This is a genomic window from Pseudomonas sp. MPC6, assembly GCF_006094435.1.
Classification (GTDB): Bacteria; Pseudomonadota; Gammaproteobacteria; order Pseudomonadales; family Pseudomonadaceae; genus Aquipseudomonas.
Map to the genome: position 1 here is coordinate 899,397 of NZ_CP034783.1, position 12,891 is coordinate 912,287.

The 12,891-nt window shown below is 60.2% G+C and carries 8 protein-coding genes; 2 read left to right on the top strand and 6 right to left on the bottom strand.

The window, feature by feature from the left end:
• Positions 1–227: 227 nt before the first annotated feature.
• Together glyA and ELQ88_RS06105 are read right to left on the bottom strand one after the other, a co-directional pair.
• Positions 228–1,481 carry a serine hydroxymethyltransferase gene (gene glyA / locus ELQ88_RS06100; RefSeq protein ID WP_138964170.1) on the bottom strand — a complete coding sequence of 418 codons (1,254 nt, stop codon included), beginning with the start codon at positions 1,479–1,481 and terminating at the stop codon, positions 228–230.
• Between the two features lie 142 nt (positions 1,482–1,623).
• Positions 1,624–5,472: a bifunctional diguanylate cyclase/phosphodiesterase gene (locus tag ELQ88_RS06105; RefSeq protein WP_138964172.1), complete on the bottom strand. Its 3,849-nt coding sequence runs from the start codon at positions 5,470–5,472 to the stop codon at positions 1,624–1,626.
• A gap of 285 nt (positions 5,473–5,757) precedes the next feature.
• Between ELQ88_RS06105 and ettA the strand changes: the two genes are divergently transcribed.
• Together ettA and gdhA are read left to right on the top strand one after the other, a co-directional pair.
• Complete coding sequence (ettA, locus tag ELQ88_RS06110; RefSeq protein ID WP_128874469.1) at positions 5,758–7,422, top strand: energy-dependent translational throttle protein EttA; 1,665 nt, start codon at positions 5,758–5,760, stop codon at positions 7,420–7,422.
• Positions 7,423–7,721: 299 nt separating this feature from the next.
• Positions 7,722–9,059, top strand: coding sequence for an NADP-specific glutamate dehydrogenase (gene gdhA / locus ELQ88_RS06115; protein ID WP_128874470.1), 1,338 nt, complete (start codon positions 7,722–7,724; stop codon positions 9,057–9,059).
• Here gdhA and ELQ88_RS06120 read toward each other — a convergent pair.
• The 4 genes from ELQ88_RS06120 to ELQ88_RS06135 form a co-directional block, all read right to left on the bottom strand.
• Complete coding sequence (locus ELQ88_RS06120; RefSeq protein ID WP_138964174.1) at positions 9,056–9,550, bottom strand: GreA/GreB family elongation factor; 495 nt, start codon at positions 9,548–9,550, stop codon at positions 9,056–9,058. The genes gdhA and ELQ88_RS06120 overlap by 4 nt on opposite strands.
• 70 nt (positions 9,551–9,620) lie before the next feature.
• The gene (locus ELQ88_RS06125; RefSeq protein ID WP_128874472.1) at positions 9,621–9,977 is read right to left on the bottom strand and encodes a hypothetical protein; all 357 of its coding nucleotides are present in this window, start codon (positions 9,975–9,977) and stop codon (positions 9,621–9,623) included.
• A gap of 192 nt (positions 9,978–10,169) precedes the next feature.
• Complete coding sequence (locus ELQ88_RS06130; protein ID WP_138964176.1) at positions 10,170–12,023, bottom strand: DUF4105 domain-containing protein; 1,854 nt, start codon at positions 12,021–12,023, stop codon at positions 10,170–10,172.
• A gap of 230 nt (positions 12,024–12,253) precedes the next feature.
• Positions 12,254–12,742: a DUF3015 domain-containing protein gene (locus ELQ88_RS06135; RefSeq protein ID WP_138964178.1), complete on the bottom strand. Its 489-nt coding sequence runs from the start codon at positions 12,740–12,742 to the stop codon at positions 12,254–12,256.
• Positions 12,743–12,891 lie beyond the last annotated feature (149 nt).

Sequence of the window (12,891 nt, forward strand, 5' to 3'; positions counted from 1 at the left end):
GACGCTTGAGCGCATCAGATTCAGGACTTAATTATTGTGGTCTTACCGGTATGTCCAGTGCAGGCTCAGTCTACGCTGGGTTTTTCCAGGATTACAAGAGCAGATACAAAAAATTGGCATGACCGGTCTGACCGGTTGTGCCGACAGGGAAACGCGATAAATCGCAGACGAAAAAAAACCGGCCATTCACTGGCCGGTTTTTTCATTGCTGCGGTCTGGCGGGCTGATTAAGCGCCGTACACCGGCAGCTTCTTGCAGATGGCCTTGACCTTCTCGCGAACGGCGTCGATCACCGCTTCGTTGTTCAGGTCCGCCAGGATGTCGCAGATCCAGCCAGCCAGTTCCTTGCACTCTGCTTCCTTGAAGCCACGAGTGGTCACGGCTGGAGTACCGAAGCGCAGGCCGGAGGTGACGAACGGCGAGCGTGGATCGTTTGGCACGGAGTTTTTGTTCACGGTGATGAACGCTTTGCCCAGCGCGGCGTCAGCGTCCTTACCGGAGATTTCCTGCTTGATCAGCGACAGCAGGAACAGGTGGTTTTCAGTACCGCCGGAGACCACGTCGAAACCGCGCTCGATGAACACGCTGGCCATGGTCTGGGCGTTTTTCACCACTTGTTGCTGGTAAGTCTTGAACTCAGGCTGCAGCGCTTCCTTGAAGCAGATCGCCTTGGCGGCGATCACGTGCTCCAGCGGGCCGCCCTGGGCGCCCGGGAACACCGCGGAGTTCAGCTTCTTCTCGATGTCGGCGTTGGCACGAGCCAGGATCAGGCCACCACGTGGACCGCGCAGGGTCTTGTGGGTGGTGGTGGTCACGACGTCAGCGAAAGGCACCGGGTTCGGGTAGACGCCCGCGGCGACCAGACCGGCCACGTGAGCCATGTCAACGAACAGGTAGGCGCCAACCTTGTCGGCGATTTCGCGGAAGCGCGGGAAGTCGAGGATCTGCGAGTAGGCAGAGAAACCGGCCACGATCATTTTCGGCTTGTGCTCGACCGCCAGGCGCTCGACTTCGTCGTAGTCGATCAGGCCGTTGGCATCGATCCCGTACTGCACGGCGTTGTACAGCTTGCCGGAAGACGAAACGCTGGCACCGTGGGTCAGGTGACCGCCGTGGGCCAGGCTCATGCCCAGGATGGTGTCGCCCGCTTGCAGCAGGGCCAGGTACACGGCGCTGTTGGCTTGGGAGCCGGCGTGCGGCTGAACGTTGGCGTAATCGGCGCCGAACAGTTCCTTGGCGCGGTCGATCGCGAGCTGCTCGACCACGTCGACGAACTCGCAACCACCGTAGTAGCGCTTGCCCGGGTAGCCTTCGGCGTACTTGTTGGTCAGTACCGAGCCTTGAGCTTCCATCACCGCAGGGCTGGTGTAGTTTTCCGAAGCGATCAGCTCAATGTGCTCTTCCTGGCGCTGAGCTTCTTGCTCCATGGCGGCAAAGAGATCGGCGTCGTACTTGGCAATAGTCAAATCACGGCTGAACATGGCGGTCCTCAAGGATCGGGGGCAGAAAAGGGGGGCATTCTAACCTAATGGGTTTTAGATGGCATATGAAAGGACATCATGTCGCAGACAAGTGGGCTTCATGACGGGATCAGCGGTGAGGCCATAGCCCCACTGCAAGATTTCAATCGAACATGATCAGCGCATCGTGACTGAGCTGCGCCTCGAACTGCCCGGCCGGCATCGGCCGCCCGAACAGGTACCCCTGAACCTCATCACAGCCATGCTCACGCAGGAACTCGAGCTGTTCATGGGTTTCCACGCCTTCGGCGATCACCGCCAGATTCAGGCTGTGGGCCATGGCGATGATCGCCCGGGCGATCTGCGCATCCTGCTCGCCCGACGGCAGGCCGTCGACGAAGGTGCGGTCGATCTTGAGCACGTCGATCGGGAATTGCTTGAGGTAGTTGAGCGATGAGTAACCGGTGCCGAAATCGTCGACCGCGATGCTCAGGCCCAGGTTTTTCAGCCCGGCGAGAATCTGCATCGCTTCGCTGACTTCGCGCATCAGGATACTTTCGGTCAGTTCCAGCTCCAGGCACGCCGGCGGCAGGCCGGTTTCCTCGAGGATGGCGGCAATGCGCGTGCCGAGCTGGCCATCGGAGAACTGCCGGGCGGAAATGTTCACCGAGACCTTGGGCACCCGAACCCTGGCCTGATGCCAGACCTTGAGCTGGCGGCAGGCCTCGCCGATCACCCAGTCGCCGACATCCACCACCAGCCCCAGCTCTTCGAGCACCGGAATGAAGTCCCCTGGCGGTACCAGGCCGCGACGCGGGTGACGCCAGCGCAGCAGTGCTTCGGCGCCGGTCAGGCGCTTGCCGTCGCCGCTGAACTGCGGTTGGTAATACAAAATGAATTCGTTTTGCTCCAGGGCGTGGCGCAAGTCACTTTCCAGTTCCAGGCGCTCCAGGGCGCTGGCGTTCATCTGTGCCTGATAAAACTGGAAGTTGTTCTTGCCGCGTTCCTTGGCGTGGTACATCGCGGTGTCTGCGTTTTTCATCAGCTGACTGAGCTCGTTGCCATCCTGCGGGCTCAAGGCGATGCCGATACTGGCCGTGACGAAGAACTCGCGGCCTTCGAGGACGAAGGGTTTCACCAGGCTGGCAAGAATCTGTTCCGCCACATGAATCGCCCGGTTCAGCGCGGTTTCGCGATTGACCCGCGGCTGCAGCAGCAAGGTGAATTCATCGCCACCCATGCGCGCCACGGTGTCGTCATCGTCGACGCAATCGAGCAAACGCGTGGCCATGTCCTTGAGCATGCGATCGCCAGCGGCGTGGCCCAGGGAGTCGTTGATCGGCTTGAAGCGGTCCAGGTCGAGGAACATCAGCACCACCCAGGACTTCTGTCGCTCGGCCGATTGCAGGGCCGTGTGCAGGCGGTCCTGGAACAGTGTGCGGTTGGGCAGGTGGGTGAGCGCGTCGTAATAGGCGAGGCGGTGAATCCGCTGTTCACTGGCCTTGCGCTCGCTGATGTCGCTGAAGAAGCACACATAGCTGGCCAGATCGCCTTCGTCGTCCAGCACCGCGGTAATCCCGACCCAGGCGGGGTAGTGTTCGCCATTGCGTCGTTTGAGCCAGACTTCACCTTCCCAGGTGCTGTGCTGGTGCAATTGCTTGAGCACATAGCGCAGATGGGCTTCCTGCTGCTCGTCGACGGTCAGCATGTTCGGCAGCTGATCGAGCACCTGCTCCACGGCATACCCGCTGACGCGAGTGAACGCTTCATTGGCCTGGACGATATAGCCGGCCGGATCGGTAATCAGGATCGCCGAAGTCGAGTGCTCGAATACCGTCGCGGCCATGCGCAGGTCTTTCTCGGCCCGGCGTTGCTGGCTGATGTCGCGCCCGACGCCCAGCACGCCTTCGAACCCACCGAGTTCATCCCAGACCAGCACCAGCCGCAGTTCGATCGGAATCTTGCGCCCGTCGGCCCGCAGGCAATCGAACAGGAACAATTGGTTCTGCACCTGGTTGCGCAACAAGGTCAGTTGCTCGGGGTTGTCCAGCGCCTTGCCGATCCGGTCCATCAGGCTGTAAATGCCGCTCAGCTGTTGCGGGTTGGCCAGGGTCGATTGCCAGCCGTGCTGGAGAATCCAGTCGACGTCGTAACCCAGCACCACCTGTACCGACGGGCTGACGTAATTGAGGGCCAGCTTGCTGTCGGTGGAGAGAATCACGTCGCTGATGCTTTCAGCGAGCATCCGGTAGCGTTGCTCGCTGTCGTGCAGCGATTCGCTGGCTTCGATCTGCTCGGTGATATCCTTGGCGACGCCGATGATTCGGCTGACCTGACCCTGCGTATCCCGCGCCAGGGCCTGCTCGCGAATCTCGAACCGTCGCCATTTGCCGTCCCTGTGGCGGAAGCGCAGTTGGCACTGCAGCAATTGTCTGTAACCTTCCTGACGCTGGGTTTGACGCGAGCGGTGATAGACGTCGGCATCTTCGGCGTGCAGCAGGATCTCCCAGAAGTATTCGCCCATCTGCTGCAATTCGGTACGGTTGTAACCGAGTGTCTGCCCCAGGTGGTGGTTGCTGAAGATCATTCGCTGGCTGATCACGTCCTGGACGTACAGGTGGTCCGGCACGGTGCGCACCACGTCGGACCAGAAACTTTCGCGCTCCAGCAGCGACAGTTCAACGAGCTTGCGGCGGGTGATGTCGGTGATGCTCAGGATCACCGCGTTGCAATCGTCCTGGTCTTCCGGCAGGCACAGCACCAGCCACAGGTGTTGGTCGCGACCCTTGGCGTCCTGGAGCTTGATTTCCAGTTCAAGCTGCTTGTGCTGATTGAGCACGGCTTCGAGCACTTGATTGCCCACGGCATTACCGTCCTGCGGATGGCCGTCGATCAGCAGTTTCCAGGCGTGTTCGGTGGAGTTTACGTCGAGCAGTTGCAGGGCAACCTGATTGACCTCGGTGATACGCAGTTCCCGCAGCAGTTGCTGACGTTGCTGCGGAATCTCCAGCCAGGCCCGCAAGTGTTCGGTGCTGTGCAGCCGGGCCTTGTCGAAGCGGCGCTTGAGTCCGGACACATCCAGTACGCACAGGGCGACCCCGGTGCCTTCGAAGATATTCTGATAGCGTCGGCGGCCTTCATGCAGCTGGCGCTGGCGGCGGCGCATGTTCAGCAGCGCGATCAATGGCAGTAGAGAGAGGGCCAGGCCCAGCAGGCATTTGCCGATGAACGCCGGCAACAGTTGTTCAAGCACGCGTTGCCGGTCGAACAGCCCGCGCAGTTGCCAATCGCTGCTGCTCAGGGGCACCGTCAACACGCTGTTGGCCAGCTCGTCCTGGGTCAACGCGCCTGGCTTGGTCATGGGCAGCGTCTGATCGCGGCTGATGACCTGGTGATTGACGCGGTTTTCCACCAGCCAGAGAGGGCGGATGCCGGCTTCGTTCGGTTTGGTCAGTGCCGCGAAAAACCTCGGCGCCAGGCGCAGGACCCAGTAGCCACGGGAGCTGCCGCTGGCTTGATGCAACAGCAGATTCACCACTGAGCCATCATCGGTATTGCTGAAGTAGTGCGCCTGGGCGCGGCTGCGCCGGACCAGCTCGCTCAGGTAGTCGGCGTCCCGACTGTCGGCGGCAGTGTCGCTGAGGATTTTCCCGGACGGGCTGAGCAATGCCACGCTGCGCAGGTCGGGTAGGGACTTTTGCAGTTTGCGCAGCAAGGCCTGCTGTTCGTCGGCGTTTTGCGGTTGTTCGACGATCGGTAGCAGGTTGAGGGCCATCCGCGCGTTCAGCGCCATGTTCAGGCTGACTTGCGAAGCCAGGTCAGCGGTGTAGTCGATGGTGTATTGACGCTGGTTTTCCCGGGATTCGCGAAGCTGATCCAGCAATTGCCAGAACAGCAGTGCGAGCAGCATTAGAACCAGGGTCGCCAGTGCACCCTTCAGGGTTCCGCGCAGGGGCGATCCGGTCGCAGGATCGAGGGTGCTAACGGACGCTGGCGGGGTGGTATTAGGCAAACTGTAATCCTGCGGTTGGGCTGGACTGACGCGACGCGCACTATAAGCCGGACGCCCGAAGGGCGGCTAGCATGCCTTGGGTTGTGGCAAAGTGCGAGTCCCGCCCGGCTGGACTGCCCTTCGTCATTCAGGTAGCTTTGCCGGTTACGCGGGAGCGTTCCAGCTCCTAGAATCAGACTTTTTCAGCGCGCACCGGTTGGTCGCTATCAATCGGACAACGCGCACAGTCTGGCCGGGCATCGCCTGCGCTCCAATCATTCATCAGTCACTGACCCAAGGTTCTCCATGGCTCAATACGTCTTCACCATGCATCGGCTGGGTAAAGTTGTTCCGCCGAAGCGGGAAATCCTGAAAAACATTTCGCTGTCGTTCTTCCCGGGCGCCAAGATTGGCGTACTCGGCCTTAACGGCTCGGGTAAATCCACGCTGTTGAAAATCATGGCGGGCGTCGATACCGAGTTCGAGGGCGAAGCCCGTCCGATGCCGGAGCTGAACATCGGCTACCTGCCACAGGAACCGATCCTGGACCCGACCAAGACCGTGCGTGAAGTGGTCGAGGAAGCGGTCAGCGTGATCAAGAACGCCCAGGCGCGCCTGGACGAGGTCTACGCGGCTTACGCGGATGAAGATGCCGACTTCGACAAGCTTGCGGCAGAGCAAGCCAAGCTCGAAGCCATCCTGCAAGCCAGCGACGGCCACAACCTGGATCGCCAACTGGAAGTCGCCGCCGATGCGCTGCGCCTGCCGGCGTGGGATGCCAAGGTCGAGTTCCTGTCCGGTGGCGAGAAGCGTCGCGTGGCCCTGTGCCGTCTGCTGCTGTCCGCACCCGACATGCTGCTGCTCGACGAACCGACCAACCACCTGGACGCCGATTCCGTCGCCTGGCTGGAGCACTTCCTGCACGACTTCCCGGGTACCGTGGTCGCGATCACGCACGACCGTTACTTCCTGGACAACGTCGCCGGCTGGATCCTCGAGCTCGACCGCGGCGCCGGTATCCCGTACGAGGGCAACTATTCGGGTTGGCTCGAAGCCAAGTCCAATCGCCTGGCTGCCGAGTCCAAGCAGCAGTCGGCCCACGAAAAAGCCATGAAGGAAGAACTGGAGTGGGTGCGCAAAGGCGCCAAGGCCCGCCAGTCCAAATCCAAGGCTCGTCTGCAACGCTTCGAAGAAATGCAATCGCAGGAATTCCAGAAGCGCAGCGAAACCAACGAGATCTACATCCCGGCCGGTCCACGCCTGGGCGACAAGGTCATCGAGTTCAAGAACGTTTCCAAGGGTTACGGCGATCGCGTGTTGATCGACAACCTGTCGTTCTCCATGCCTAAAGGCGCCATCGTTGGCGTGATCGGCGGTAACGGAGCGGGTAAATCGACCCTGTTCCGCATGCTGATGGGCAAGGAACAACCGGATTCGGGCAGCATCGAAGTCGGCGACACCGTGCAGCTTGCTTGCGTGGATCAGAGCCGCGAAGACCTGGACGGCAGCAAGACGGTGTTCCAGCAAATCTCCGACGGTTCGGATCAGATCCGCATCGGCAACTACGAGATCCCGTCGCGTACCTACGTCGGGCGCTTCAACTTCAAGGGCGGCGATCAGCAGAAGTTCGTCAAGGACCTGTCCGGTGGTGAGCGCGGTCGCTTGCACCTGGCCCTGACCTTGAAGGAGGGCGGTAACGTCCTGCTGCTCGACGAACCGTCCAACGACCTCGACGTTGAAACCCTGCGTTCCCTGGAAGAAGCCTTGCTGGACTTCCCGGGCGCCGCCATTGTGATCTCTCACGATCGGTGGTTCCTTGACCGCGTCGCGACGCACATCCTGGCGTACGAAGACGACTCGCAAGCCGTGTTCTTCGAAGGCAACTACACCGAGTACGAAGCCGATCGTCGCAAGCGCCTTGGCGAAGCGGCTGCCCAGCCACATCGTGTACGGCACAAGAAACTGGCCTGATTGGGGTCGGTTGCATGAAAAGCGGAGCCTTCGGGCTCCGTTTTTTTTCGCATTTTTACAGGCGAACCGAGGTGAATTCATCGCAGGCAAGCCCGCGAAAGCGATCTCCATGACAGTGCGAGTCTCAATCCATACGTCCCTGTTTGGGTGCGGATAAAGTGCTAAATCACCAATAATTTATATCCTGTGCACCATTTAATTTCACATTAGCGACATTTGGCGCTGTCATGGTGCGCAATCAGTTTGTTAAAGTCCGGCCCAATCTCTTCCAACGACAACAAATTTGCCGAGACTTTTCCATGATCGAATCTGTCGAATCCTTCCTTGCCCGCCTGAAAAAGCGCGATCCTGACCAACCTGAATTCCATCAGGCCGTGGAAGAAGTCCTGCGCAGCCTCTGGCCGTTTCTTGAAGCCCATCCGCACTATCTGACTTCCGGAATCCTGGAGCGCATGTGCGAGCCGGAGCGGGCGATTGTGTTCCGGGTGTCCTGGGTCGATGATCAGGGCAAAGTCCGGGTCAATCGCGGTTTCCGTATCCAGATGAACAGCGCCATCGGCCCTTACAAGGGCGGTTTGCGCTTCCATCCTTCAGTGAACCTGGGCGTCTTGAAGTTCCTCGCATTCGAACAGACCTTCAAAAACTCGCTGACCTCGTTGCCCATGGGTGGCGGCAAGGGCGGTTCGGACTTCGACCCGAAAGGCAAAAGCGACGGCGAAGTCATGCGTTTCTGCCAGGCCTTCATGAACGAGTTGTATCGTCACATCGGCGCGGACGTTGACGTTCCCGCCGGTGATATCGGCGTCGGTGCCCGGGAGATCGGTTTCCTGTTCGGCCAGTACAAGCGCCTGAGCAACCAGTTCACCAGCGTGCTGACCGGCAAGGGCCCGAGCTACGGTGGCAGCCTGGTTCGCCCGGAAGCCACGGGTTTTGGCTGTGTGTACTTCGCTGAAGAAATGCTCAAGCGCAGCGGCGAAACCGTGGAAGGCAAGCGTGTCGCCATCTCCGGTTCCGGCAACGTTGCCCAATACGCCGCACGCAAGGTCATGGACCTGGGCGGCAAAGTGATCTCCCTGTCGGACTCCGAAGGCACCTTGTATTGCGAGGCGGGTTTGACCGAAGAGCAATGGCTGGCGTTGCTGGAGTTGAAGAACGTCAAGCGTGGACGGCTCAGCGAGCTGGCCAGCGGTTTTGACCTGGAGTTCCGTGCCGGCCAGTGCCCGTGGGAGTTGCCCTGCGATATCGCGCTGCCGTGCGCCACCCAGAACGAGCTCGACCTCGAGGCCGCCCGTGCGCTGTTGCGCAACGGTTGTGTCTGTGTGGCGGAAGGCGCGAACATGCCGACCACCCTGGAAGCGGTGGATCTGTTCATCGAGGCGGGTATTCTGTTCGCGCCGGGCAAGGCCTCCAACGCCGGTGGGGTTGCGGTGAGCGGACTGGAGATGTCACAAAACGCCATGCGCCTGCTGTGGACCGGTGGTGAAGTGGACAGCAAGCTCCACGCCATCATGCAATCGATCCACCACGCTTGCGTGCATTACGGCGAAGAAAACGGCCGGATCAACTACGTCAAGGGCGCGAATATCGCCGGCTTCGTCAAAGTCGCCGACGCCATGCTCGCCCAAGGCGTGGTCTAAGCCGGTTCGATGCGGATGATCTCGATCAGCTGATCGCCGGCCGGGCGTTGCCACAGCACCTCGTCACCGAGTTGCGCCCCGAGCAACGCCCGGCCCAGCGGCGAGCCCCAGTTGATCAGGCCTGCCGCGGCGTCGGCCTGATCTTCACCGACCAGTTGTACCGTTTGCTCGCTATCGTGTTCATTGGCGAACGTCACTCGGCTGCCGATCTGCACTTTTTCGGTCGAGCGGGCGGCGGTCACCACCTGAGCGCTTTGCAACCGCTGGTTGAAATACCGCAAATCCCGCTCAAGGTCGGCCAGGCGCTGTTTGTCTGCCTGCTCACCATTGTCCGTTTGCTCATTGTGCAGCTGTTGCAGTTCAGCGACTTTCGCCTGCAACTGGGCCAGGCCCGCGGGTGTGACGTAATTGGGCTGATCACTGACCTGCCGTTCGACCGGCTGGTCGGCTTGCGCGGCGGCGTTATCTTCATTGACGAAGGCACGACTCATGGTTTTCTCCCGTTATAGGGTTTGGGCCATGGTCGCAGGCTTTTAGTTTCGACGGATGCCTGTCAGCGACTCATTGCGAGCGATAGGCACGGGCGGCGTCCTGATCTTTTTGCTGCTGCCAGGCTTTTTCCCGCTCATCCCAATGATGGCTGCGATAGTCCTCGCGATCCTCGCTTTCGCGCATGGCCTGGCACTGGCGAAAGCCGTCGCTCCAGCCTTCGGCGTAGGGCTTGTCCTTGAGGTAGCGCGGGACGTTCTTGCGGAACTCGCCGGTGATGGCCCCGGCGGCTTGCCGCCCACTGCTGCAACCGTCATCGAAGCCATCGGCGAATGCCGGCGGGTAACCTTTGGCGATCAGATCTTCATGGGTCGTCTGGCAACCTGCGATCAACAGCAACAAACCCGCCACACCCACGCAACGCCACATCTCGTACTCCCGGGCCGATCAACGGCCTATGAGCAAAGTCTAGGAGGGGATTCGTGAGCAGGGTGTGAAAGAAAGATCAAAAGCTCCTGATTGTAGGAGCCGGCTTGCTGGCGATGGTATCGACGCGGTTGCTCAAATACACCGCGGTGATGCCATCGCCAGCAAGCCGGCTCCTACAGGAGAGGTGTCAGGTCAGTAGTGATACCACTTCAGCTCAAGCATCACTTCGTTCTCGGGTGAGGCCAGGTGGCTGAATTCGCGCTGTGCGCTCAGACGAAGCCCCAGGTTGCGCGACAACGCCCATTGTTGATTCAGACTGACGCTGCGACGCACTTCGCCATTGGTGAAGTAATCACCTTTTGCTTCCAGGCTGAAGTTGCCCAGCGGGTTTTTCCACAGCAAACCGCTGTTGAAGCCTGCCGCCGGAGCAATGAAGCCTGCAAAGTCATTGTTGTGCTCCACGCGCACGGTGCCCAAGGCGAAACCGAGCATGTCGTCGCCCAGTTGCCAGGTTCCACCGCCACCGCCGTTGACGTGGCTGACCAGGGTTTCGTCGTCGTGTTTGCCCGGCACGCGCTCCAGGCCGCCGGTGACTTGCCACGAGAGCGGTTGCAACAGCTCGTTGCGCGGGGTCAGGGAGCGGATGGTCGCCAGGTCCAGTTGCTGCAATTGCCACTGATTGCCTTCGTACTGGCGCAGTTTCATCTGCAGGATTTCAATCTGCGCACCGAGCGGGAAACTCTCGGCGTTGTCGTTGAGGTCGTGATAGGCCATGCGCAGGCCGTATTCGCCGAACGCCTTGTCGCCCCGAGTGCCGATACCCGCCTGCCAGGTGCGGGATTCATGGCCGTCCTCGGGCAGGCCGGGTTGCGGGATGTCCAGCTCCGGTGCCGGATTCCGGTTGATCGCCCGCAGCAGTTCGAAACTGCGCTGTGCCCGTTGCGGGTCGCGTTCCTGGCCATTGGCGCGGTAGCGCTCCAGTCGGTACGCGGCATCGATGATCAGCGCCTGGCGGTCGCGGGCTTGAGCCTTGAACGCCGGGGTTTGCAATTGCTGCTGGTCGGCGCTGACCTTCAACACCCACTGCTGCTCTTCATCGGTCAAGGGTTCGGCGCGGCTGAGCAATTCACGTTCGCGCGACGGACGATACTCTATGGATTCGACCAGCCCGGCCTCTTTCACGGCTTTGACGGTGTCGGTGGGAATCGCAGTCAACGGGAATTGTTCGGTCAGTCGCAGGCTCGGGCGGGCCACCTGCAGCAGTTCCAGCAGGCGATAGGAGCAGTTTTCGTCGAAGAAGAAATAGTCGAACTGGATCTGTTTCAGTTCCCAGACATGCTCGACCATGCGTTCGGTTTCTTGTTGAGTCAGATTCAACCGATATTCCCACAGGTCACGATTTTCGAGACTGCGGTATTCCGAGAGTTTTTCCTGGTAAGGCACCAGCGCAAACAGGCCCGGATAACCGCCCATCAAACCCTTCCAGGCATACAGGATGCTGTTGTCCGAGCCTTCGATGTAGGCACCGAAGTTGATCGCGTAACTGAGCAGGGCGGTTTGATCGCGCTGCACGTCAGCCTGATCGATGCGCAGCAGGGTATGGCCGAACATCGATGAGGGACTGTTCAGATAGGCCGCCGGAAAAATCATCACCGCGCTGTGGGGCGAGACATCCTTGAACCATTGCTTGAATTCGCTGCAGTCCAGCGCCGGCAGATCATTCAGCTCGAGCTGCGCCTTCAGCCAGCGGGTGCGGGCGGGATAGACGCACTGTGCATGCTGTTCGCCGGCACTGGCGGGGGCGTACAGCGCCTGGACCGTCGCTGCCAGTTCACGGTCGGGGTGTTCGTTGCCGTCGGGCGCGAGAAAGAACTTTTTATCACTGACATAGCTGCGCCAGCCACCGAGCTTGGCGGTTTCGTAATGGCCCAGGGATATCCAGAAAGGGTCGTTGGCCAGTTGCTGCAAACGTTGATTGTCGATGTGTGGCGCGGCGGACAGCGGGGCACAGACACAGAGCGCCAGCCAGGCAAGGCGTTTGAGCATATATGGCAACTTAAGTCGAAAAAATACAAAGACCCGACGCGGTTGACCGTTCCACTGTAGGCGCTGGCTTGCCAGCGATGGTCTGAAGGGCGCCGTGGTTAGTCAGGAAACACACGTCATCGTTAACGACCATCGCTGGCAAGCCAGCGCCTACAGTTGATTGGCATCCCAACGAGGGCCAGGTCCAAAAAAATAAAGCCCGCTCCCCAAAAGGTGCGGGCGGGTGGAGCTTAAGCTTGAGTGGCGTACTTGACCAGACGAGGATCGTTTTTCAGCACGGCCAGGGTGTTGGTATGCACGTCTTCAGCGGTCACGTCAGCCTTGCTGAAGATCTGCTGGAAGTGCTCGTGAGTCACGGCGGCGAAGTGCGCACGGTCTTCCGGCGCCACGCCCAGTACCACGGCATAAGTCGTCAGCGCTTCGCCCTGACCTTTAGCCATGTCTTCGGACAGCTCGTTCATCATGCCATTCATGGCCAACCAGGATTTGCCGCCATAGGTCAGCGACGCATTAGTCGAGCAACCGTTGGTACCGGAGGTCATACCGAAAGTTGCGTTGCCGGAAGTGCCGTTGGTGGTGGATGCCAGGAAGTGCGCCGGGGTGCCACGCTGACCTTCGAACAGCATGTTGCCCCAACCGCAATCCGGACCGCCTGGCGCCTGAGCCATGGCGTTGATGGATACAACGGTGAAGAGAGTACCGAGAAGAATCCGTTTCATAGCTGTGTTCTCTTTGTGTGCATACCAATGGACAGGGTCTGGCCCGATCTGGCGCCAGTGGGCCGGTTATTGTTCCAGCCGCGCAGTTTGGAGTTTAGGCACGATCCAAGGGTTCCGTGATTTTTTGCAATACATTCGTTGAAAACATT